Below are 23,132 nucleotides of genomic sequence, written 5' to 3'. Positions count from 1 at the left end.
TTGCCGATCCGCATGCGGAGCATCATGACCATCCTCCGCTTTCTGATCGAGACATTGACCACCTTCTTGCGCCAGGGCTGCCCGAGCCTCGCGGCAGCCTTGGCCTTTTTCTCCTTACTCTCGCTCTTTCCTCTCGTCTTTCTTCTCCTGTATGGGATCAGCTTCCTGGTCAGCCAAAACATCATCGGCGAGCAATTTATCCTAAGCTTCCTGAAGGGCTTTCTGCCGTCATTGGGTGAACGATTGGCTGAAGAGATCCATCAAATCAGCGTATTAGAAGGTGTGCGCTGGCTGGTATTGCTGTCGTTCTTCTGGTTTGGAGGGCTCGTCTTTTATGAGCTCGACTACGCACTCAACGTGGTATTTGAAAGCACCCAAAAGCGTCACCCGTTGATTTCCACCGCGATCTCCATCGCCCTGCTGGGATCGACAGGACTACTATTGTTCCTCTCCTATGTCGCCACGCAGACCATTGCCTTTTTGACCGCCTATGCCCCAAAGCTGTGGGGGCTCGATCTTGTCGCCCTTGCCGCCCATGATTTTCATCTCACATACACGCTCCCCTTTTCCTTGGCATTCCTGACGGTGAGCCTGTTGTACCGCCTGGTGCCACGCCGCCGCCCACAGTGGAGCCACGCTATGGCAGGCGCGTTGACGTTCGGCCTGCTCTGGGTTTCGGCGAAGTTGCTATTCATCAGCTACAGCGACTATGCCACGGTGTACGCCAGGCTCTACGGATCGTTGCTCGAGGTCGTGCTCTTATTGCTCTGGGTCTATTATTCCGCCGGGCTCTTGCTGTTTGGTGGGATCATCGCTCGCAAGCTACAACAGCTCGCCTACTCGTCACAGGTGCCGCCAGCCGGGTGAATCTAATTCGATTCAGGTGAGAATCAAAATAGATTCACCCAGACGTCTACTGTCCCTCGCGCCACGCGAAAAACTCCATTTTTCACGCTCAACTTCGTTCCCGTATCATGGTTCATGATTTGCACCACGGTTCAGACAAGCAGGTGGACTTTTCGGTGAATCGAGAACAAAGGAGGCACGCATGAAGCGAAGAGCACAACTTATCATGCTTGGACTAGGTGGCCTGCTATTGGCCGCTTGTAGTCCTACAGGGGCGAAGTATTGGCTGCTTTATGAACACGACTCTACAATTGCTCCACAGTCGGTATACAAGGGGTACTACACAGATCATGGCAAAAAGTGGGACCAAAAAGAAGTGCAGGGGTGCATTACTCCACAACTAAAACAGCCATGTGTTGATCCCAATGAAAAAGATAAGAAGCCTTCGATGACTCTTGAAAAAACAGCGGAGAAGCCTCCCATTACCGACCGTGATTACGCAACCGTCATGTATTACGCCAAGGCTAAAGAAGATCCGTTCGGTAATCTGACATGTTCGCATACCTTGACACCAATCAAGCGCCCAGCCCAGGCAGTTTATCCAAATGCTTCACTGGCGGCAGAGTCAGTTCCCAACTTCCATCTCCATCATTGTGAGTTTCCTCTCGCTGATGCTGGAGGAAACCGATTGGATTATCTAATTACAGAAGGAGAAGCCAAACCTGTGAACGCGCGGGTGGCCGACAGCTTTGAGGTCCATACGACCTATCGCTTTCGTGTGATGCTCGGACCTGTGTACAGCAGCCTCTCGGATGACAACCGGAACTATTCAATTGCGTCTCGCGCAGGAGGCGACTCGATTATTACGTCAAGCGTGGATGGGAACCCCGCCTCCGCCGCCGTGTTCCTCAAGTACTTTTGGTATCCTCGGGATGTGTATGACAGGCGAAACTGGTGGGATGGTTGGCAGGATTCCTGGTATAGATTAGATAATAATGGGGAGAATATATTTTCACTCTTGAAGAGAATTAATCCAATTGTCGGGGTTAGTATCAGTGATAACCCATTCAAGAATGTCTACGTTGGTCTCAGTGCAGAACTATTTTCTGGTATCGATATCGTCGGCGGGGCTCACTGGTCGGCGGTCGACGTGCTGACCGGCGGATTCACCCCGGGTCAGGTGGTCCCGACTGGAACAACGCTTCCGACGGAAACGAGGTTTCTGACTGGGTGGTTTGCTGGCGTAACCGTTGACTTGGGCGTGGCCGGAACCTGGTTAGGGAAATCGGTCACAAGTTTCATGAAGTAACCACCAAGAGATTGACGTCAGTCACGAGTCGTGACCGATGAAGACCCTCGGCCTGTACAGCCGGGGGTCTTCATCAAGTACTACGATCGCGAATTAGGATTACAAGGGAACAACATTCATCGAACAGTCTTCCTGCTTCACTCCTAACCGTTCACTATTTAGGCTCTCCGCAATTGCAAAAAACGCACGATGGCTGAATGGGTGACAAGTCCGACCATTTCTCCGTCCTGCATGACCACTAAGCGACCCCACCCTTCACGGGCCATACGCTCCAGCGCATGCATGACAGGAATATCCGGCTCAATCACTAACGATTCCGAACGGGGGCGCATCACCTGCTCGACCCTGCGCCAAGGCCACAGCGACGGCGGAACGCTCTGAATCTCAACCGTGGTGATGAGTCCCACCAATCGCCCATCCTCTAACACTGGGAACCCGCCGTAGCCATAGGATTGGAAGTGCTGATTCACCGCGACATCCAACGTGCAATGCGACGGAATCGAGGTGACCGTCGTCACCATGACATCCCGAATAAGAACCGTCGCCAGGGCCTGACGCATGACCGCTTGACGACGACTCGCCAGGGCTGCGGCGAAGAGAAACATGCCGATGACCACGACCCACCCGCCGTTCGATGCCATCGACGTCGGTAATCCGCCGCTCGCAGACCCGTACAGCACAACAAGGCCCGTCAGTCCCAACATCACTCCAAACGCCAGACCGACTCCCGCGGCTTGTTTGGTCGCTCGATAAAAATTGTCTCCCCATGCCCACAGTCCCGCACGTAACATCCGTCCGCCGTCCAGCGGGAAACCTGGAATCATGTTGAAGAGCCCGATTTGGATATTCACGAAGCCCAACAAGGCTCCAAGCATGATCCACCCCTGGAGCCCATGATGCCGTTGAATCGTCTCCGCCAACTCCACACACACAAAACAAAGACCACCGATCACAAAGCTGACTGCCGGCCCGGCCAACGCAATGAGGAATTCAGCGCGAGGTGTGGGGGCTTCCTTCCGCATGTGCGCCACGCCGCCAAAAATAAACAGCGTAATCTTTTCAATCGGAATGCGGTAGTACAACGCAACGTAAGAATGGCCGAGCTCATGCAAGAGCACGGAGACGAATAAGAGGACGGCTGCCAGTCCCCCCATAGCCCAATACCGTTCTGGAGTGAGTCCGGGCAAATTGTCCGGTAGATACCCAGTCGAGAGTGACCAGGTGACCAGGAGAAACACCACGAACCATGACGCATGGACGCGGATCGGAATTCCCAACGCGCGGCCGATTTCCCAGGAAGGTACCTGCATTCCCAACACCGTACCAGCGGAATACGCAAAGGGTCAATCTTCTCCACCGGTTCAGGTATACTAGCCCCTATGCCACGACACGTTCTGCAACGCCTGTTGATCAGCGTGCTGTTAGCCGCAACTCCGGGGCCATTCGTTCCAGTAGACGGTGTGGCTCAAGTGATCAAGTCCGGTCCACGAACCTGCCCGGGCGTGGCGCTGACGTTCGATCTCTGTCCCGTGCGCAAGGGGTCCGGCTACGATCAGCCGTTGATGGACTATCTCATCGCACACCGGATCCCCGCCACATTCTTCATGTCCGGCAAGTGGATGGCCAAACATGAGCCAGAAGTGGACCATCTGCTGGGCATGGATTTTTTCGAAGTCGGGACGCATGGTGACGTCCACGCCCACCTTCCCATGCACGATGCCGACGAACAACGCACGGAGATCCTTGGCCCTGTCAAAATCCTGCAAGACCACTATGCCTATACGGCGACGTTGTTTCGGCCACCGTACGGCGAATACAACGACGAGACCGTCGCCGTGGTACAGATGCTCGGCCTGCAGTTCATCCAATGGGATATCGAATCGGGTGATCCAGATCCGACACTCTCGGCAGAACACATCTTGGCCAGAGTCGCCAAGCGGACCAAGCCCGGGAGCATCATCGTCTTCCATGCGAACGGCAAGGGTAAACAGACGCGGCAGGTGATCGAGCAACTGGCAACAAAGGTGTTCCCTCAGAAGGGGCTCAAACCCATGACCGTCAGCGAACTATTGAATTGTCAGTCTTCGACTCCATGAGCCAGCCAGTCATCCGGACGATGCAGGCAGACGATCGGGAAGCCGTGGTTCACCTCCTGGGCGAATCCGATCCCTGGAAGACACTCGGTTATGCAAAAGATGATTGGAACCGCATCTTTTGTCCGACGCCTCAGGGTCGAGACTGCTACGTGGCGGAACGTGACGGACGAGTGGCAGGCGTCGCCATCGTAAAGCAGAAGTTTCTCCTGGGCGATTATTTGGAGCTGTTAGGCGTGGCTGAATGGGCTCGTCAGAAGGGAGTCGGTGGGCAGCTGTTGCGGCACATCGAAGAGCTCGTCTTTGAGCGGACCAAGAACCTCTTTGCCTGCGTGTCGGACTTTAATGACTCCGCGAGAGCCTTCTACAAGAGACACGACTATCAAGAAATCGGGCCTATGCCTAACTTCTTGATACCAGGGAGCGCGGAACTGTTGTTGCGGAAGACGGCGGGGCCTGTCAGAGGAAGAGGTCAGTAGTCATTACTCATCGGTCAATGGTACATTCCAAACAGCAATCGCTCTTTTAATAACTATTGACCAATGACAGATTTGCGAGTCAAAAAACTCCTCCATACTCGTATGCGGGTCAGCGATTTGGATGAGACCATCCGATTTTACACGACCGTCTTGGGCCTCGAGGTTCTTGAGCGGAAGACGTCTCCTCGTGGCTCCCACCTCGCCTTCCTGAAGGTCCCCAATAGCGAGGAATTGATAGAGCTGACCAGTTTCCCTCCAAGTGGCCCAGTGAACGTTCAGGAAGATCTCGTTCATTTAGCTTTTCAAGTCGAAAGCCTCGACGAAACGATCGCCTCGCTTCATGCACAGGGTGTCACGATCACCGATGGCCCGACGGCCACCTCTTCCGGCAGCCGGTTCATCTTCATTGATGCTCCTGACGGCTATGAGATTGAGCTCATCGAACGCCGAGCAGGAGTGATGATCGTCTAGCTTCCAACACATACAGATTCCTCACTTTCACACTCTACGCACATTGACGATGTGACTCCCTCCGAAGTACCTTCTTCTCATCAACATATCGTGTGAATTCTCTGAATCAGGAGGACCGCTGAGATGAAGAACGGGTTTTTCCGAGGGCATGGGCTTGGTAACGATTATCTCGTGATGGATCCCAAAGACCTGACGTTCAAGCTGACGCCAAAGACCATCAAAGCGATTTGCGATCGGAACTGGGGGCTCGGCAGCGACGGGATTTTGGCGTTGGTTTCGTCAAGGAATGCTGACTTCGGCTTGCGCATTTTCAACCCGGACGGTAGTGAGGCAGAAAAATCAGGGAACGGCCTCAGGATCTTCGCGCGCTATCTCCACGCGACCCGTAAAACAAAGAAGACGCGCTTCACAGTCGAGACAAAGGGCGGGCTGGTCAGCATTGACCTGCAGGTAGACCGGCATGGCGATGCTACCGCTGCGACGGTCGAGATGGGGATCGCCACGTTCAAGCCGGATGCGCTCCCCTGTTCACTTGACGTGCCTGAGTTGATTCAGCAGCCAATCGAAGCGGCAGGCCGCTCGTTGACTTTTACCGGCGTGAGCGTCGGCAATCCCCATTGTGTCGTCTTCAAGCCAACCGGAGAATCGTGGTCACGGGACGAACTCTTGGCGCTTGGGCCAGCCCTTGAACACCACAAGCTGTTTCCTAAACGGACAAACGTGCAGCTTGTCGTTCCAACGGGACGTAACGCAGTCTTCATTCTGATTTGGGAGCGAGGCGCCGGAGAGACGCAGGCCTCCGGCTCGTCCTCCTGTGCGGCAGCCAGCGCGGCGGTGCGCCTGGGATTAGTCAAGAGCCCCGTCACCGTGAAGATGCCAGGGGGAGTGCTGAACATTGAGGTGGCTCCGGACTTCAGCCTGACTATGAAAGGGCCGGTGGCCGAAGTCGCGCGAGGGACATTAAGCCCGTCGTTTATCCGGGGATTGAAATAGCGAACCATCGATCGTTATAGCCAACCGACAGAAAGCTCCGGTGTACTCCTGGTATTCTTACGATGATACATGACGATTGACGCATGACGATCGACGTGCTCCAGTCCAAACTTGCCCATCTGCCCGGTAGCCCCGGCGTCTACCTGTTCAAAAACGAGCAAGGAGAAATCATATACATCGGGAAAGCCGCGGTGCTCGCCGATCGCGTCAGATCCTATTTCCAGAAGGGAGCAGACCATAGCCTCAAGACCAGTCTTCTTGTCAATCACATCACCGACGTCGAGACGATGGTGACCCGATCGGAGCTTGAAGCCTTGATTCTTGAGAGCAATCTGGTCAAGCGCCACAAACCCCGTTTCAACATCGTGCTGCGGGACGACAAGCAGTACCCCTATGTGCGGCTGCCCATCAAAGACGACTTTCCCCGACTCTCGATCGTGCGCCGTGTACAAAAAGATGGCGCTCTCTACTACGGCCCCTATACCCCGGCGAATGCGCTCCGAGAGACGTTGAAAGTCATCAAACACGTCTTCCCGCTCGCCACGTGCACGATCGACATCGACGGGACCGCCGACCGCGCCTGCATCGAGTTTGAGATCAAGCGGTGCATGGCACCCTGTACTGGCCATCAGTCGAAGGAGGAGTACCATCAGATCGTCAAACAGGTCCGCCACTTTCTCGAAGGCCGGGATCATGAATTACTGGACGATCTCCGTACCCGCATGGAAGCGGCGGCCGAGCGGGAAGAGTTCGAAGAAGCGGCCCGGCTGCGGGACCGCCTCTTCAAGATCCAACGCATGCTGGAAAAGCAGCGGATCACGCAGACCTCGGCAACGGATCAGGACGTGATCGGCTTAGCCAGACAAGGTTCGGCGGTGGACCTGCAGATTCTGTTCGTGCGCGGCGGCTTGCTGATCGGACGGAAAGATTTCTTCTGGCCTCAGTCGGCTGATGCCCCGGACGAGGAACTGGTCCGCTCCGCGATCGAACAATTCTATAACAAGGATGGGCAGCCGCCCAGAGAAGTCCTTGTCCCGACCGATCTCGAAGACACCGTACTGATTCAACAATGGCTCTCCGACAAGCGAGGGGAATCTGTTCATGTGCGTTCGCCTGAGCGAGGCGCCAAGCATCAGTTGGTCCTTTTAGCCGAGGAGAATGCGGCTGCGGCTGTCGCCGATCATTTGCGCGATGAGGAGCGTGACCGGCAAGCGGGCGAGGAACTGAAACGGCTACTGAGACTGGAACAGGCTCCGCGTCGGATCGAAGGATTCGACATCTCGAATACGATGGGCAACGACTCCGTCGCCTCAATGGTTGTATGGGAAGACGGACAGATGAAGAAGGCGGACTATCGACGGTTCAAGATCCAAACGGTCGAAGGGGCCAATGACTTCGCCAGTATGAAAGAGGTGGTGACACGTCGCTATGGGCGAGAGGAGCGCTTGGCTCAGCCGGATCTGATTCTCATCGACGGCGGGTTAGGCCAACTGGCTGCCGCGCTGGAAGGGCTCAAAGAGACTGGACAATCGGGCCTGCCGATTCTTGGGCTGGCCAAGGCCCGCGGCGACAAAGAGGAGCGTGTCTTCTTAGCAGGGAGAAAAAACCCGATTGTCCTCAGAGCTACCTCTCCGGCCACCCATCTGTTACAGCATATTCGTGACGAAGCGCATCGCTTCGCGATCACCTTCCACAGGAAGCTGCGTGGCAAATCCCTGGTCAGTTCGAAACTGGATCAGGTCATTGGGATCGGGGAGATTCGGCGCAATCAACTCCTAGAGAAATTTGGCAGCCTCGATAACGTGGTGTCGGCCAGCGACGAAGCCCTACAGGAGGCCGGACTCAATGCGGAAACCGTGTTGAATCTCCGTCGGGCCCTTGAACAGTAGTCGTCATCGGCTTTCATTCGTTGCCTAAAATAGATACCGGAAACTGAACGTCCCCAGATGTACGAATGCGTGGTAGGTCCCATCCACCGTCGGATTTTGGTTACCGGCCACCGTGCGTGATTCGTAGAACCACTCCTGATACGCAAGATCGAGACCGATTCCTTTCGGCCACAAGGCTGACTCTCCACTACACGGGATCAGACCCATAAATCGCCCAGCGCCCTTACACAGAAATCCCACGCCGAGGGATACGGTATGAGCCGGCAATGAAATGATGCCAGGATTAAAGGTCCGATCGGGAACCGGATCTTCCGTGTACGTATAGCCGGACCGAGCTGCGACCTCCCAATGCGGTAGCCAGCCTGGACTCAGCCACTTATATTCGGTTCCGACTGCGATCACTGGCACATTCTTCCACTGTTGCGGTTGGGGGATTGTGGCTCCATTTGACAGTCGTACGTCGAGATTCCTGTTTAAGCTCCACCCCACATACTCGATATCGACTTCGACTTTCCATTCTCGCTCTGGGGATCGAATCGGCCAGACGGCGAGAGCTCCCATCACCATTTGTGGCAACACCAAGTCCGTGGAGGCGTCGGCCACCTTCGCTCCGTTGACTAACAACGACCCATTTAACGGCAACACCGCTTGACTGCGATAGACCAACCCGATTGAGACGACCGGTTTACCAGCTTCGTTCCTGAATGGAGTATAGAGTAGACTAGCAGTCACGCCCGCTCCAGTCCCTGTCCCGTTCAGTTCGATCGACGCCCCCGCTGGAATTCCAAGACCACCTGCACTGATCTGTTTCTGCTCGATATGCCCCTCGCCCAGAAAGCTGGCAAAGGTATAAATATCAGCGCTTATACCAACGGAGAGCGCATCACTTACTTTATACGCAATCGTCGGTTTGATAGCGATCAGCGGCAGTTCCGCCGACGTAATGGCTGTATTGAACGGGCCATCAATCGGGTAGCGTATCCTTAAACCAAAGGGCGATGTCAGCCCCAGACCTATCGTAACAGCAGAGAAACGTGGTACGCCAAGTGCTCCAAGGTTGGCGCTGAGGTACGAGTGCCCGGGTGGAGGGAAGCTGACGCTTCCTCCGAAATCACCTCGAGTATCAACTCCTGAAATGCTACTCGCCTTGATGGAACCGCCAAGTAACGCGATCCCGAATACTCCCTGGATACCAGGGACTTGTGTAAGGCCAGCAGGGTTATATTGAATAGCTGAGGCATCGTCTGCCTGGGCTGCGAATGCATTTCCTTGAGCTGCGGCGACTGCCCCCTGTGGCTGAAACCTCAGTGCCTGAGCGGTTGCTCGTACAGGGATCAGAAACACCACCACCACCACCACGACTATCACCCCAGCTGCAACCCTATCATGAAGACGGCAACCTGATGGAGTAAGCTGAAGCATAACTATGCTAGCTACTTGTGCCTTTCTCCTTCCGACCTTGGCAAACAAATACCCTACTTCATCATCATAGGTATAGATTCGTATAGACCTAGTTGATGGGCCCTATTGCATCCTGTTCCGTTTTTCTATACTGTCCCTCAGTTTGGGCACTGTATACATTTGGAGGATCCCTATGGCACAGGTGGCACCGGTTGAAAAAAACAAGCGCCCCTTCCCCCACCAACTTTTCGAAACCCTTTCAAAAACTGAATGTACGGCGTTTGTCGAAGCACTCCATTACACGGTTGAAGCGGACTCTACCGCTGGTGTCAAAGAGGCGCTGCTCCAGTTTCAAAATTTGTTCCCTTTTACGCGAGTGATTGGTGGCCTCGCTCGCCTCACAGCCAACGGTCGTTTTGACGGGTTTACCAACGTCGTTAATGTTAGCTACCCTGAGGAATGGCTTCGACTCTACTGGCAAAATGGATATTTTGAGGTTGATCCGGTCTTTCAGACCGCTCTGCAAAAACCAGGCACCCAACATTGGGGGACTACCTATCAACAAGCAAGCACTCCGAAACAACAAGAATTCATGGCCGCTGCAAAGGAATTCGGGCTGGGAGATGGAATTACGACCGGATCCGCCGATCCTGCATGTGGAATCGCGACCTTCTGCTCCTTTGCTTCCGCCGATAGCGTGGATGCTGCGCGATATGTGCCACTCATTGAGTATTTCGGATACTATGTTCATCTGGCGCTCTTACGCACGGCCCCTGCAAAGGCCCAATCAATGGATCGCTGTGTAAAGCAGTTAACGCTGAGGGAGTTGACGATTCTGAACTGGGTCAAGAATGGCAAGACGAATTGGGAAATTGCCCAAATTATGGGCGTGACAGAACGTACGATCCGATTCCACGTCGAGAGCATCTTTTCTAAGCTTGATGTCACATCACGGTCTCAGGCTGTTGCCACTGCCATTGAACATGGCTTGCCGAATGTGGTCTAGGCGCTCCGCATGCCCTTCATGACACGGCGCCGAGCCACTGCGTCACATGTCACGCCAACGCTGGTACAGCCTGGCTGAAGGTCGAAGTTCGCCCTGTCACCGCGGTACCTGCTGGGGTCGTCAGCGTAGAGATCCACTCAAGAAACTCCGGTCGCCTTTGCCCATTCTCTTCGTCAAAACGAACCATGTCGTAGATGGCCGCGACCGCTCCGACTTCGGCAGGTGGCAGCTTCACGACGGGACCAACCGGCTCACAAGGAAAACCGAGCATGCGAAGGGCTCGCAAGAACCGATGTTCGACTTCGAGGTAATAGTACCGAATCTCGTTTTCCACGGCCCATTGGTAAATCCCTTTCAACACTCCCAGCATGATTCGGTTTGAAAGCTTCGCATCTCGAATGTCCGGATTGACGGCAAGCCTTGTGATTTCCGCCGTATCCGGCGCTTTCCGTATGGCATACCCCTGGTGAAGCAGCGCTCCGAATTCATGCTCCAACATGAATTTCCCCGAGTGAGGAAGGAGGCGCGCCATGCCGAGTAGCATCCCGTCGTAGCCAAAGACTCCCACCGTAACACCCCAAAGATCATACATGTCCATCTCTTGACCATCCTCTGTCGGTGGCACCCACTGTAACTGCTCTGCAAAAACGCGATGCCGCAAACGATAGGCCTGCGTCAATTCCTCTTTGGTCTCGAGCGTCTTGACCAGAAACTCGTCCTCGACAAACTCCACGCTTCGCAGCACAGTCGCTGACATTTCTCGCATGACCGCCTCCTTGGTAATAGGGCTTAACTAGGGCTGATTGACCAGGATAAGGTGGCGGATGCTTCCACTTCAGGCACTAAACGTCACCTGGCGTATCCGCCAGGTGATTTGCTAGTCTCTCTCGCGTACAAGATCTACGTAGAGTTTCCTGTTAAATAGAATTACGAAATGTTCGGATCTGAAAAGGAGGGATCGTGGCGTGACACAAGGCAAGACCAGTTTTCAATTGCTGGACGGTGGTCTTCCATCAACATCCACTTTGTCAACAGCTCGGTCGGTACGACCATCAACGAATTTCCCAGGCCTCTATGAGTTGAAGCCTTGCGAAGGCGAGCTAACGACCGCGTTCAAAGCGACGGAAAGCCGGTTGAGCAAACTCCTAGAAGATCGGAGCCGTATCGGCCGAGATCTGCATGACTCCGTGCTGCAATCGCTGTATGCCATTGGGTTAAACATAGAAGCGGCTCGGCGGGGACGGAACGACCAGACAACGGTGGGACGAAAAGAAACTGACGACCGAATGATCCTCCAGATCAATCAACTGATTCATGAGGTCCGTGGCATGATCCGAGAGTTAGAATCGGGCAATGTCCAGGAATTTGACTTATCGTCGGAGCTCTCCAGGTTATGCACGACCTACGAACAAGCGGGCCGGTTATGCATGAAGCTCGATATCCAACGCAGCGCCATTGAGGTGCTAACGCACGAGGAAGAGCGTGAAATCCTGAATATCGTGCGTGAGGCACTCAGCAATTGCGCGCGGCACGCCACCGCAACCCGTGCGGTCATCTCGATCCGCATGCGAGACGCGAGAATTCGGGTGAGCATCCATGACAATGGCATCGGATTTTCAGCGGCTGGGCAGCCGCGAGGATATGGGCTTGCCAATATGGAGGCTCGAGCGAAGCGACTCGGCGGGGCCTTGCGGGTTCAGTCCAAGATAGGAGAAGGGACACACATCATCGCAGAGTTCTCTTTGGAACCTGAGTTGACATCCATATGAAACCATCACCGACCAATATCATTCTTATTGACGACCATGAGATGGTTCGTCGTGGGTTGCGTGCGCTGCTTCACCTCGAACCGGATATGGCGATCGTCGAGGAGGCCGGGACCGTGGCGGACGGCGTAGCAGCCGTGGAGCGTCTCGCCCCGCAGATGGTGTTACTCGACGTAAAACTTCCAGACGCTTCGCTGACCGAAGCCTGTCGACGGCTTCTGGCCGTTGCCCCGAAGCTTCGGATCCTCGTCCTAACCAGTTATGCCGAAGATTCCTCGGTGATGGCTGCCGTCCAAAACGGAGCCCACGGCTACGTGCTCAAGGATATCCGAATGGATGAGTTGATTCGTGCCATTCGTACCGTTGCCAGCGGCCAGGGGTATCTTGACCCGAGAGTGACTCAGCAAGCCCTGCGTTGGATTCGGACCAGTTCACACCTTGGAACGACATCCAATGGAACCTCTCGACTCTCCCCCCAAGAGCGCTTGATCCTGCCGCTTCTGGCTGAGGGAAAAACAAATAAAGAGATTGCTGTCCATCTCCGTTTGAGCGACAAAACGGTAAAAAACTACCTGGCCAATATCTTTGACAAGCTTCAAGTCAAGCGTCGGACAGAAGCCGTTGCCTGGTTCATGAAGGAAACCCAGGTACCCGGTGGTGCGAGGAGTCAAGGTTTCTAGCAGGCTCCGAACAACATTGGTCGATGCCATCCTATGGCCAGCAATTTCCGTTTTGTACTGAGACCAGAAGCCCTTCAGAATACTCAAAAAGACTCTCCATCAAGGCGTAGACCCTTTGCACTCGTCTACCCATCGCCTGTGTAAACAGGCGTTTGCCCAGATGGTACGCTGAGCCTTCCAGCGATGCGAGAACGCCGCTGATGGACATTTTCAGCAACCTGCTGCCCACAGATATTCGCCACTCATCCCTCCTGCCTCCGACACCCCGCTGGCATTAGAAACCTCATAGGCTCTATACTGTGCGTTAAGTTGACATTCAGCGAATGACCTACCTGCAATGCGTTAGAGGTTAGCCCTGTTATTTTATCTGACAGGGCACCAGAGCTCTTCCCTATGAGTACGCCGCTGGATACCGATCGCTCACTATCCACCGAACTGGTCGATCTCCGCAGCCAAGTACTCGAATTGCAGCAATTAGCTCAGATAGCACAAGACCAGGTCTCAGCGCAGACCTCAGTGCTTGAGGCTGCCCAGATAGGCACATGGGAGTGGGACAGCCGTACCAATCGCGTCCTATGGTCATCGGAAACTGAGCAAATTTTTGGCATCCCTCCTGGTTCCTTTGACAGCACGTATGAGAAGTTCTTCGCACTCGTTCATCCAGATGATCGGCAGCGATTAGGCGCTGCTATTGGGAAGGCCGTTGAAAACCTGGCCCCCTACCGAGTTGAACATCGAATCATCACACCGGAGGGCGCCATCCTGTGGGTCGAGTGCCGCGGCCGAGCTGTGTTCAACCAGAACGAACCGGTGACAGGCATGGCCGGCACCATTGAGGACATTACCGCGCGTAAAGAGCTGGAACTGGCCCAGCAAGACTTTCGAGAAACACTCGAGAGACAAGTCCGCGAACGCACGGCGACGCTGGAACAAGCCATTACCGACCTCGAGAAAGAAGCCGAGCGGAGGCGAGAGGCCGAATCTGCGCTCAAGGCGAGCGAGCAGCGCTACCAGTCGTTGTATGAACAGAACCCTTTCATGTACTTCACCCTTACCCCTGAGGGTACGGTGTTGTCCGTCAATCAATTTGTGGCTGGTCAACTTGGGTATCAGAAGGAAGACCTCGTTGGTCGTTCGATCCTGAACGTATTTGACACGAAGGATCACCAGGCCGTGCTGACACAGCTCAAGGCCTCTGTAGCCAGTCCATACACGCTGTTTCAGTGGGAGATTCAAAAAACCAGAAAAGATGGGACGAGACTATGGGTCAGGGAACGAGCACGAGCCATTTACGATCTCGCGAAGCAACCCCTCGTGTTGATCTCCTGTGAAGATATCACGGAACGCCGCGACGCGGAAGACCAGCTTCGGGACAGTGAGACACGCTGGAAAGCGCTCTATGAACATGCCGGCGTAGGAATCGCACAACTTGACCTCAATGGGCGATTTCTCCAAGTCAATCCTCGGCTCTGCGAAACACTGGGGTATTCACAGGAATCGATGCTCCGATGTACGTTTCAAGATCTCACTCACCCCGATGACCTCGCGGCCAATCTTCACTCTATAGGAGAATTACTCGACGCCAAATGCCCCTCCTTCTCCATTGAGAAACGGTACCGCCGGAGCGACAACGCGTGGGTATGGGCCGAGTTGACCGCCTCGCTGGTCCGTACCGGCTCCGGCGAACCAGCCTATTTCATCGCCGTTATTCAACAGATCGACGATCGAAAGCAGGCTGAACAGCTGTTGCGCGAGAGCGAAGAGCGGTTTGAAAAGGCCTTCCGGTCCAGCCCCTATCCCGTCGTCATCTCTGAGTTGGAATCAGGCCTCTGCCTGGACGCAAACGACACAGCAATTCATCTCTTCGGTTGCCGCCCGGAAGAAGTCGCCGGACACACAGCGGATCAGCTTGGACTGTGGCCGACTCCCGACCACCGGCGCCGGTTTATTGCGCAGTTGAAACAAACACGATCGGTCCGGAACGTGGAGGCCTCACTCCGCATGAAATCTGGAGGGTACCGCACGTGTTTGCTCTCCACAGAACAAATTGAGCTGAATGGCAAGAGCTGCATGGTGACGATTGGTCTCGACGTCACGGAGCAACGACACGCGGAACAGGCCTTGAGGTTAACACAAATCGCCGTCGACAGATCCGCCGATCTGGCTTTTTGGATCGACAGGTCAGCCAAACTTCTCTACGTCAACGATGCGGCTTGTCAACGGCTCGGATATACGCGTGACGAACTTCTCCGCATGACCGTCGCAGATGTCGATCCTGATTATCAGATGGAGACGTGGCCCGCACATTGGGAAGAGCTCCGCCGAGACAGTCGTCTCAGATTCGAGTCGCGGCACCGCGCCAAGTCTGGAGAGACGTACCCGGTCGAAATCGTCATGAATTTTGTCGTGATCGAAGGCCAGGAATATAATTTCGCCTTTGCCCGCGACATCTCGAATCGCAAACGTTCCTACTCACTTCTCCAAGCCGCCATCAACTCGGTCGCAGACGGGCTGCTCGTCGTCGACCGAGAGGGAAACGTGACCAGTGTTAACCAACGGTTCCTGCACCTCTGGAACATCCCCCAAGCGTTGGCCGACAGCCGAGACGACGAGAAACTACTGGCCTTCGTGACTAACCAGCTTCGAGAGCCTGAGGCCTTTCTGCATAAGGTTCGAGAGCTGTACGCACATCCAGAGCGAGAAAGCTTCGATGTGCTCCACTTTAAGGATGGGCGAATCTTCGAGCGCTATTCACAGCCACAGATCCTCGATGAGGACATTGTCGGCCGAGTCTGGAGTTTCCGAGATATTACCGAGCACAGACACGCTGAAGAAGCCTTACGATCGAGCGAGCTAAGGCTCCAGCGCTTTGTCGCTGAAGTGCCGGTCGGGCTGTGTATTCTGGATGAGCATTGGCACGCGATCAGCGCCAATAAAGCGCTGTGCGAGCTCACGGGGTATGACGAACATGAAATCGTGGGCAGCACCTATGCCCTCTACACACACCCGGAGGATCTTGCGGCCAATATCATGTTGACGGACGAGTTTTTCCGCGGGGTTCGATCGCAATATGCCTACGAAAAGCGGTACATTCGTAAGTCCGGTGAAATTATTTGGGTCTCCGTCAAAGCCACCCGAATCGAGTTATCGGGCCATGCCGGGCCACTCCTCCTTGCTGCGGTTCAGGACATTACCGAGCGCAAACTAGCGATGGAAGAACGTGAGCACTTGAGTCGAGACCTGCACGACAATATATTGCAAGCCCTCTACGCAGTTGGTATGCAGTTGGAAGCCGGCAAGTTGTCGATAGGGAAATCGCCTCGGAAGGCGAAACTCCATATGGCTCAAGCCGTTGACCAGCTCAACGCCCTGATGTTTGATGTTCGGCGATTCATTACATCATTGACTCAGCGTACGACAATGGAACTGGATTTCGGACAAGCCCTGCGGCAGCTCATCACGTCGATGTCCAGTGCGAGCCAGGCCCCGCCTGAACTGGAGATCGCAACTCCAGTACTATCATTCATCACACCCACGCTGGGAGAACAGTTGCTTAACATTGTACGAGAAGCCCTCAGCAATAGTACCCGCCATGCGCAGGCATCCCATCGCTGGATTCGACTCAGCCTGACGGAGAATGCCATCCATTTGATCATCGGTGATAATGGGGTCGGATTTTCGACTGTGCGCAAGCGTCGAGCCGGTCATGGATTGGGCAACATGGCAACCCGAGCCAAGCAGATCTCCGCCATCTTTACGCTAAAGAGCGCACCGGGGGAGGGAACCCGAGTCATAGTCGACATTCCACTGAAGAAAGAACACATCTATGAGTAAATCTAAACCAATTCGGCTGGTCATTGTGGACGATCATGAAGTCGTACGTATTGGGCTCTGTGCGGTCCTCAATTTGACGCCTGGCATGAAGGTCGTAGGCCAAAGTGGGCAGATGGAAGAGGCGAAGACACTCTGTGATCGCCTGAAACCAGACCTCGTCTTACTCGATATCCGACTGCCGGATGGCAGTGGGGTAGATGCCGCTCGTGAGATTCTTGCCAAATGCCCCAAGATACGCGTGTTGTTTTTGACGAGCTTCGCCGACGACCATACGGTCCTAGAGGCTATTCTGTCCGGTGCTCAAGGGTACATTCTCAAGGATATCGCAGCCGAGGCGTTGGTTCGTGCCATTCGGACCATCTACGCTGGCCAGCCCGTCATCGATTCCCGCTTGACCAAACATACCACGGAGTGGCTCAAGCACATCTACACAGAGCCTGGCCAATCCAAACGACCACTCCTTTCACCGCAAGAACAACGTCTCCTTCCCTTGGTGGCAAAAGGCCTCACCAACAAAGAAATCGCCAAAGACCTCAACTTGAGTGAAAAAACCGTCAAGAACTATCTCGCAAATATCTATTCAAAACTGAACATCGGGCGCCGATCCCAGATTGCTGCCTTTTATGCCGGAAGCTTTAAGGGCTCGGAGGTGCGTTTACCCACGGCGACTCGCGCCAGTAATGGCTAACCCACGTGGATGCTCGCCTGTTGTTGCCACTGGGGAAAGAGCCTCGCCGCCTGGCTGTCCCCATCTGCCCAACGTATCGCGCGCGCGCTCGACCCCTCACACGCCCCACCAGCACGGCGATGGATGGAATTGACAGCTTGGAATGCACTGACTAGGATACGCTCCGCTGTCCATTCGTCACTGGAACACCTCTATCGTTGTCCTGTTTAGGAGGAATTTGATGTCCGATTCTGACTCACCAGAATCTCGAGAGATGCACAGATCACCGAAGACGTCTCACTCAGCCAGCAATCAGGTCGAGGCAACGTTCGAATCCATCATCTTTGCCAGTCGATGGATTCAAGCCCCTCTTTATGCCGGACTCATCGTGGCGGAATTACTCTATGCCTACAAGTTTCTTCTCGAGCTCTGGGAAATGGTGCTCCACATCAACAAGATGGATGAAACGGTCTTCATGCTGGGAGTTCTGGGGTTGATCGATGTGACGATGGTCGCGAATTTGCTGACCATGGTGATCATCGGCGGGTATGCGACGTTCGTCAGCAAGCTTGATTTGGAGCAGCATCCAGACCGACCCGAGTGGCTGACCCATGTGGATCCCGGGACCATCAAGATTAAGTTGGCGGCTTCGTTAATCGGAATATCAAGTATTCATCTTTTGAAGGGGTTCGTGGACGTCGCCAATGAGAACCCGGAACATCTCAAATGGAAGATCTTCATCCATATGACATTCTTAGCGTCTGCCATTTTGCTGGCATGGACTGACAAGATCATGCAGAAGGACAAGAAACACTGAAGGATGACGAGACCCTGCCGTGAATCACTCAAAACAATCGCCGGCCATAGGGGTACCGCAGCGTCCGTCTAGGCAGCAAGTTTGGAGGATCCGCTTGTCTCAACAGCTGACTTAATGGCGTCGACAGTCAACGGTTTTCCGAGATGTCCATCGATGTGGAACGGAAGATGCGCTAGAATCTCGCTACTGAACGACTCGTGCACCAGCCCGAAAACTCGCAACCGAGAGAAGCGTTCCTTCAGCCTTTGCACATGCTTACGTGCTATTTCTAAATCCAGCAAGTTGACCTCCACAAAAAACAATATGGGAGCAACCTCTGGACCTATCTTTACCAGATCTTCCACGTCCGCTAGGGTCTGGACGTGATATCCGAGCTTTTCCAATGTTCGTCCAATAACGGCTTGACTAACAACTTCTTTCACATAGACAAGCGCGACGCGAGGCCTAGCTGCCTCCGGCATACGGTCACTGGCGCGCGCAACCGGGAGGTCAAACCAGAATCGGCTCCCCCGGCCAGGCTTACTTTCGAACTCAATTGTTCCACCCATCAACTCCACAAGCTGTTTCGCAAGTGCAAGGCCAAGTCCTGTACCACCATATTGACGATGATCGGACCCATCCACCTGCACGAACGGCTGAAACAACCGATTGGCATCTGTCGGATTGATGCCAATTCCTGTATCGGCGACAGCAAACCGAATTCGGCCGGCACCCATCTTTTCAGGCCCTCCTGCAAGTATCTGCGGCGCCGGGCAGACGTGCACACTGACTTCTCCCCGCTCCGTAAACTTCATCGCATTACTGAGCAACACCTGAAGAATACGCCCGATGTGGGTTTGATCCCCCCACAATGTCGGCGGAATCGTCGAGGCAATCTCTCGGCGAAGCACAATGCCCTTTTCCTTGCTGCGTTCTTCATACCGAGCCAGATGTTCGTCAACTAATGCTGGCAGGGAGAATTCCACCCGATTGAGCGTGACACGGCCTGTGTCCAATTTAGAAAAGTCGAGAATATCATTCACGATATCAAGTAAGGCCTTGGCGGATGTTCTAATCGTTTCAGCGCATTCTCGCTGCTCAGGAGAAAGCTCCGTATCAAGCAACAATTCATCCATCCCGATGATACCGTTCATCGGCGTCCGAATCTCATGACTGATGGTCGCGAGAAACTCTGACTTCAGGCGAGTGCCTTCAAGCGCAGCGTCACGAGCCTGCATCAACTTATCCTGGCTGTCGTGCAAATCTCGCATCGCCTGCCCGGCTCGCACCATATAGCGCACCCGATGTGCGAGCAAGAGCCCATTGATCGGTTTCACGATGAAGTCAGTCGCCCCTACATCGTAAGCTTGAGTAATCGACTGATAGTCCTCAAGTCCAGTCATAATCAGTACGGGAACGTGGGTACCTCCCGGCATTTTCCGTAGCGCGGCACAGGCTTCAAATCCGTCCATCTCCGGCATTAAGATATCGAGAAGGACGAGATCTGGACGTCGCGTCATGAACGCCTCAAGCCCAAGGCGTCCATCCTCAGCTTCTTCAACCATCCAACCGGATTGCTCAAGCGCTTCACGCGCTAGCAGACGGGCGACGGGATCATCATCGACAATGAGAACCGTGGGGCAACGTTCCTCCGTCATGCCGCCGCCCTCCCATTGCGTAGTTCATCGTGAAAGGCAACACAGGCAGCACTATAGTGCCGCTCCAGATTCTTCAACATCTCATCCGCTCGCTCCAATTCTCCCCTCGCACCCATCATTTCCAGCTCGCGGCAGTCGGAAGCCAATGCAGTCGCTCCTAACTGTGCACTACTCGATTTCAGGCGATGCGCAGCGGCACGCAACTCAACCGCATCCTTTGACAGCACGGCACAGCGTATCCGATCGATGATCTCCGGCGACGAGTCCATATACTGAGTCACGATGCGGGCGACGATATCGGGTTGACCTGGTCGTTGCAGCGCACGGATGGCGGCTAACGCGGCCTGATCGATCGTCGTTGGTTCAACGATTGTGTCCCGGCGTGGCTCTCCCATCTGAAGAGCAGGAACCTCCTGCAGATTTTCCAGGTTCTGCTGCAGTGGTGTGCTCGTGACATCACCGCACACCTCGACCTGAACAGGTCTTCTGTTGAATACCCAACGAGCCAGCACCCGCTCAAGTTGAGAACACGTAAACGGCTTTGTCAGGTAATCATCCATGCCTGCGGCAAGGCACAACTCTCGATCTCCCTGCATCGCGTGTGCCGTCAGCGCAACGATTGGCACATGTGAAACAGATCGGTGAACGTTGATATGGGATGGCGGCGTTGTGCTCGCCTCACGTTCCCTGATGAGTTTTGTCGCGGTGAAGCCATCCATCTCAGGCATTTGGCAATCCATAAAGATAAGCGCGTACTCTGCCCTTTCCACCGCAGCGACTGCTTCTCGCCCGTTCTCAGCCGTATCAATTTGAACATTGAGCGTTTCCAGCATGCCGCAGGCCACTTCTCGATTCACCGGGTTGTCTTCAACCAGCAGAATACGAACCTGCTCAGATCCTTCCGCGTGATGGGCCAATGGTTCAGCATCGATACCGCTTTCCTTAACGAAAGGCGACTGCAACCTCTGAACAGGGTCGCACTCTTTGAAATATGCGCTAAACGTGAACGTGGATCCCTCTCCCGGAGCACTTTGGAGCTTGATATGACCACCCATGAGAGTAACAAGTTGCTTGACGATTGCTAGCCCCAAGCCGGTCCCACCATATTTCCTGGTCGTCGAGCCATCGGCTTGGGAAAATGCAGCAAAGAGATGAGCTTGAGCCTCAGGGGAGATGCCAATACCTGTGTCTCGTACCATGACCGACAATCCATACAGCTCCTCTCGATGACTCTCTACGGACACAGCTACCTCAATGCCGCCCTGCTCTGTAAACTTAACTGCGTTGCCGACCAGATTGACGATGATTTGTCTCAACCGTGTCGGATCACCGAGCAGATAGGCCGGAATATCACTGGCAACATGCCATGAGAGCTTCAGGTGCTTTTTCTGCGCTTCAGGCATCGCCAGATCGACTGCTTCCTGAATGGTCCGACAAACCTCAAGCGGTATGGATTCCAGTTGTAACTTTCCAGCCTCGATTTTCGAGAAGTCCAAAATATCGTTGATGATGGCGAGCAGGACTGAACCAGATCGATGGATAGATTCCGTCAAATGACGCTCTTTGTCGCCCAGGGCACATCGGAGCATGAGTTCTGCCATGCCGAGCACGCCGTTCATAGGTGTCCGAATTTCATGGCTCATGTTTGCCAGGAATTGACTCTTCGCCCGGCTGGCCGCTTCGGCAGTTTCCTTGGCCTGTCGGAGCTCCTCCTCTGCCACTTTGCGATCAGTCACATCGAGATGGATGCCGACGATGCGGGTCGACTGGTCCTGAGTCTTGATCAACATGCCACGGGCCAGAATCCACCGATAGGACCCATCTTTGTGGCGAAGACGGTGCTCAATCTCGAGATGAGACTCCCTCCTGCTCAAATACGCCGCGATGGCACCCAGGGCTCGCTCATGATCTTCTGGATGAATCCGACTTTCCCATTCCTGAAACGTATTGCCGAGCTCGTGATCCTCATGGCCCAACTGTCGCTTCCACTCAGGCGACAGATAGACGTCATTGGAATTGAGATCCCAGTCCCAGATCCCGATGTTCGTACTCTGCACCGTGGTGGTCAGACGGCCTTCACTGGTGCGCAAGGCCTGCTCGACTTTCCGTCTGTCGGAAGACTCGATCGCGAGCGCAACCGTATTCGCGACGGACGTCGCGAAATGCTGTTCCTCGAGCGTCCAATGTCGCACGGGACCGATATGTTCATGGCAGATCACGCCAACCATCCGGCCTTCCGACCGAATGGGCACATCCAACATAGAGGTAATCCCGAGTGGAGCCAGATACGTCGCGGTAAATTCGCTAGTCTTTGGATCCACCTGCGCATCATCGGCAGTGACGATTCGTTCGAAATCCAGTTCTTCGAAGTATTTCGGATAGTCGGTCGCCAACAACACAGTTCCTTGTGAATGTTCTTGGATGGCCAATTGATAGAGATCCGCACACTGAATGGCGGAACGAGCTTGCGTGAAAAACCAGATACTGACCCGTTCAACATGAAGACACTCTGTAGCCAAACGTGTGATCGTGTGAAACGCATCTTGAAGATTTCCCCCATAGATCTGGGGATTTTTCGCCAGCTCAGATAATGCCGTCTGGATTCGCCGGAGGAGGTCTTCAGTCTGTTGATGGTCTCGCTCAATTCGCTTTTGTTCACTGATATCTCTGAAGACCAGGACAGCCCCAACGACGTGACCGTCTAGAACCATGGGTGTGACGACCAGACTGATGGGAACAAGCTGCCCATCTGCCGTCACGAGCAAGCCATCGTCTGTGTTGTATGGCTCTCCAGATGCCAGCGATGGTACCGTGGCATCGGTAATCAGACACTCGTCTTGGTATTCCTCAGGTCCTGGAGCAATCATCCGATACACAGGACGCCCTGCGAGATCCTGAGCGGTCCGGCCGAACAACTGCTCGGCTTGCTGGTTGACCATTTGTATCTTCCACGCAGAATCAACAACACAGAGACCTTTTCCTAAGGCCTGTAAAACCGCCTGAAGCTTGTTCCGTTCCTGGGCCAGTTGTGTGTCGCTGCTCTGTTTGAGCTGCGCGTTGAGGTCCTGCATTTCCTTCGATGAGAGAGCCAACGACCGTTCCAAGAGTGCATGGCCCTGGTCGGCCTCCAGATAGCTTCGGTCAATCCGCTCGAGCAGCTCGCTCCATGCCTCACGTGACGGCGGCGGATGTTGTTCATCGAGGCCTAAACGTTTTAATTGTCGTGCCAGTAAGGGATGCATGA

At 54.4% G+C, this 23,132-nt stretch carries 18 protein-coding genes; 13 read left to right on the top strand and 5 right to left on the bottom strand.

From position 1 onward, the window contains the following. Complete coding sequence (locus E8D52_08930; protein TKB69085.1) at window positions 1–867, top strand: YihY/virulence factor BrkB family protein; 867 nt, start codon at window positions 1–3, stop codon at window positions 865–867. Between the two features lie 181 nt (window positions 868–1,048). Further along, window positions 1,049–2,155 carry a hypothetical protein gene (locus E8D52_08925; protein TKB69084.1) on the top strand — a complete coding sequence of 369 codons (1,107 nt, stop codon included), beginning with the start codon at window positions 1,049–1,051 and terminating at the stop codon, window positions 2,153–2,155. 158 nt (window positions 2,156–2,313) lie between these two features. Here E8D52_08925 and E8D52_08920 read toward each other — a convergent pair whose 3' ends face one another. Then, the gene (locus E8D52_08920; GenBank protein ID TKB69083.1) at window positions 2,314–3,465 is read right to left on the bottom strand and encodes a CBS domain-containing protein; all 1,152 of its coding nucleotides are present in this window, start codon (window positions 3,463–3,465) and stop codon (window positions 2,314–2,316) included. Between E8D52_08920 and E8D52_08915 the strand changes: the two genes are divergently transcribed. The 5 genes from E8D52_08915 to uvrC all read left to right on the top strand — a co-directional run bounded on the left by E8D52_08915 (window position 3,409) and on the right by uvrC (window position 8,080). Beyond that, window positions 3,409–4,251, top strand: a complete 843-nt coding sequence (locus tag E8D52_08915) for a hypothetical protein (protein ID TKB69082.1) — start codon at window positions 3,409–3,411, stop codon at window positions 4,249–4,251. The two genes, E8D52_08920 and E8D52_08915, sit on opposite strands and share 57 nt — an antisense overlap. Continuing rightward, on the top strand, window positions 4,248–4,727 hold the full coding sequence (locus E8D52_08910) for a GNAT family N-acetyltransferase (protein ID TKB69081.1): 480 nt from the start codon (window positions 4,248–4,250) through the stop codon (window positions 4,725–4,727). Before E8D52_08915 ends, E8D52_08910 begins: the two co-directional genes overlap by 4 nt. A gap of 63 nt (window positions 4,728–4,790) precedes the next feature. Continuing rightward, a complete protein-coding gene (locus E8D52_08905; GenBank protein TKB69080.1) occupies window positions 4,791–5,198 on the top strand; it encodes a VOC family protein in 408 nt (135 codons plus the stop codon). Window positions 5,199–5,321: 123 nt separating this feature from the next. Next, the gene (locus E8D52_08900; GenBank protein TKB69079.1) at window positions 5,322–6,191 is read left to right on the top strand and encodes a diaminopimelate epimerase; all 870 of its coding nucleotides are present in this window, start codon (window positions 5,322–5,324) and stop codon (window positions 6,189–6,191) included. Between the two features lie 83 nt (window positions 6,192–6,274). Next, a complete protein-coding gene (uvrC, locus tag E8D52_08895) occupies window positions 6,275–8,080 on the top strand; it encodes an excinuclease ABC subunit UvrC (protein ID TKB69078.1) in 1,806 nt (601 codons plus the stop codon). A 24-nt stretch (window positions 8,081–8,104) separates the two neighbouring features. Here uvrC and E8D52_08890 read toward each other — a convergent pair whose 3' ends face one another. After that, complete coding sequence (locus E8D52_08890) at window positions 8,105–9,502, bottom strand: long-chain fatty acid transporter (GenBank protein ID TKB69077.1); 1,398 nt, start codon at window positions 9,500–9,502, stop codon at window positions 8,105–8,107. A gap of 172 nt (window positions 9,503–9,674) precedes the next feature. Here E8D52_08890 and E8D52_08885 point away from each other — a divergent pair, with 172 nt between their 5' ends. Beyond that, on the top strand, window positions 9,675–10,487 hold the full coding sequence (locus E8D52_08885) for a hypothetical protein (protein TKB69076.1): 813 nt from the start codon (window positions 9,675–9,677) through the stop codon (window positions 10,485–10,487). A 49-nt stretch (window positions 10,488–10,536) separates the two neighbouring features. Here the strand turns inward: E8D52_08885 and E8D52_08880 are convergent, their stop codons facing one another. Further along, on the bottom strand, window positions 10,537–11,253 hold the full coding sequence (locus E8D52_08880) for a GNAT family N-acetyltransferase (GenBank protein TKB69075.1): 717 nt from the start codon (window positions 11,251–11,253) through the stop codon (window positions 10,537–10,539). 199 nt (window positions 11,254–11,452) lie between these two features. Between E8D52_08880 and E8D52_08875 the strand changes: the two genes are divergently transcribed. The 5 genes from E8D52_08875 (at window position 11,453) to E8D52_08855 (ending at window position 18,251) form a co-directional block, all read left to right on the top strand. Continuing rightward, window positions 11,453–12,256 (top strand): hypothetical protein, encoded by an 804-nt coding sequence (locus E8D52_08875; GenBank protein ID TKB69074.1) that lies wholly within the window; start codon window positions 11,453–11,455, stop codon window positions 12,254–12,256. Next, window positions 12,253–12,933, top strand: coding sequence for a response regulator transcription factor (locus E8D52_08870; GenBank protein ID TKB69073.1), 681 nt, complete (start codon window positions 12,253–12,255; stop codon window positions 12,931–12,933). Before E8D52_08875 ends, E8D52_08870 begins: the two co-directional genes overlap by 4 nt. A 393-nt stretch (window positions 12,934–13,326) precedes the next feature. Beyond that, entirely contained in the window at window positions 13,327–16,767 is a 3,441-nt protein-coding gene (locus tag E8D52_08865; GenBank protein ID TKB69072.1) for a PAS domain S-box protein, read from the top strand. Then, window positions 16,760–17,455 carry a response regulator transcription factor gene (locus E8D52_08860; protein ID TKB69071.1) on the top strand — a complete coding sequence of 232 codons (696 nt, stop codon included), beginning with the start codon at window positions 16,760–16,762 and terminating at the stop codon, window positions 17,453–17,455. The genes E8D52_08865 and E8D52_08860 overlap by 8 nt, the downstream gene beginning before the upstream one ends. Window positions 17,456–17,708: 253 nt before the next feature. Further along, window positions 17,709–18,251, top strand: coding sequence for a TIGR00645 family protein (locus E8D52_08855; GenBank protein TKB69456.1), 543 nt, complete (start codon window positions 17,709–17,711; stop codon window positions 18,249–18,251). 68 nt (window positions 18,252–18,319) lie between these two features. Here the strand turns inward: E8D52_08855 and E8D52_08850 are convergent, their stop codons facing one another. Both E8D52_08850 and E8D52_08845 read right to left on the bottom strand, forming a co-directional pair. After that, window positions 18,320–19,888, bottom strand: coding sequence for a response regulator (locus E8D52_08850; GenBank protein ID TKB69070.1), 1,569 nt, complete (start codon window positions 19,886–19,888; stop codon window positions 18,320–18,322). Next, entirely contained in the window at window positions 19,885–23,130 is a 3,246-nt protein-coding gene (locus E8D52_08845) for a PAS domain S-box protein (protein ID TKB69069.1), read from the bottom strand. The genes E8D52_08850 and E8D52_08845 overlap by 4 nt, the downstream gene beginning before the upstream one ends. Window positions 23,131–23,132 lie beyond the last annotated feature (2 nt).

The organism is Nitrospira sp. (assembly GCA_005116745.1).
Taxonomy (GTDB): Bacteria; Nitrospirota; Nitrospiria; order Nitrospirales; family Nitrospiraceae; genus Nitrospira_D.
This window is presented reverse-complemented; position numbering and strand designations above follow the sequence as displayed.

What these genes read in the sequence shown, in the direction of transcription:
- E8D52_08910 (TKB69081.1), top strand. Translation starts at nt 4,248, where the DNA reads ATGAGCCAGCCAGTCATCCGGACGATGCAGGCAGACGATCGGGAAGCC.
- E8D52_08855 (TKB69456.1), top strand. Translation starts at nt 17,709, where the DNA reads ATGCACAGATCACCGAAGACGTCTCACTCAGCCAGCAATCAGGTCGAG.
- E8D52_08925 (TKB69084.1), top strand. Translation starts at nt 1,049, where the DNA reads ATGAAGCGAAGAGCACAACTTATCATGCTTGGACTAGGTGGCCTGCTA.
- E8D52_08915 (TKB69082.1), top strand. Translation starts at nt 3,409, where the DNA reads ATGGACGCGGATCGGAATTCCCAACGCGCGGCCGATTTCCCAGGAAGG.
- E8D52_08850 (TKB69070.1), bottom strand. Translation starts at nt 19,888, where the DNA reads ATGACGGAGGAACGTTGCCCCACGGTTCTCATTGTCGATGATGATCCC.
- E8D52_08845 (TKB69069.1), bottom strand. Translation starts at nt 23,130, where the DNA reads ATGCATCCCTTACTGGCACGACAATTAAAACGTTTAGGCCTCGATGAA.
- uvrC (TKB69078.1), top strand. Translation starts at nt 6,275, where the DNA reads ATGACGATCGACGTGCTCCAGTCCAAACTTGCCCATCTGCCCGGTAGC.
- E8D52_08920 (TKB69083.1), bottom strand. Translation starts at nt 3,465, where the DNA reads ATGCAGGTACCTTCCTGGGAAATCGGCCGCGCGTTGGGAATTCCGATC.
- E8D52_08870 (TKB69073.1), top strand. Translation starts at nt 12,253, where the DNA reads ATGAAACCATCACCGACCAATATCATTCTTATTGACGACCATGAGATG.
- E8D52_08865 (TKB69072.1), top strand. Translation starts at nt 13,327, where the DNA reads ATGAGTACGCCGCTGGATACCGATCGCTCACTATCCACCGAACTGGTC.
- E8D52_08885 (TKB69076.1), top strand. Translation starts at nt 9,675, where the DNA reads ATGGCACAGGTGGCACCGGTTGAAAAAAACAAGCGCCCCTTCCCCCAC.
- E8D52_08890 (TKB69077.1), bottom strand. Translation starts at nt 9,502, where the DNA reads ATGCTTCAGCTTACTCCATCAGGTTGCCGTCTTCATGATAGGGTTGCA.
- E8D52_08860 (TKB69071.1), top strand. Translation starts at nt 16,760, where the DNA reads ATGAGTAAATCTAAACCAATTCGGCTGGTCATTGTGGACGATCATGAA.
- E8D52_08880 (TKB69075.1), bottom strand. Translation starts at nt 11,253, where the DNA reads ATGCGAGAAATGTCAGCGACTGTGCTGCGAAGCGTGGAGTTTGTCGAG.
- E8D52_08905 (TKB69080.1), top strand. Translation starts at nt 4,791, where the DNA reads ATGACAGATTTGCGAGTCAAAAAACTCCTCCATACTCGTATGCGGGTC.
- E8D52_08900 (TKB69079.1), top strand. Translation starts at nt 5,322, where the DNA reads ATGAAGAACGGGTTTTTCCGAGGGCATGGGCTTGGTAACGATTATCTC.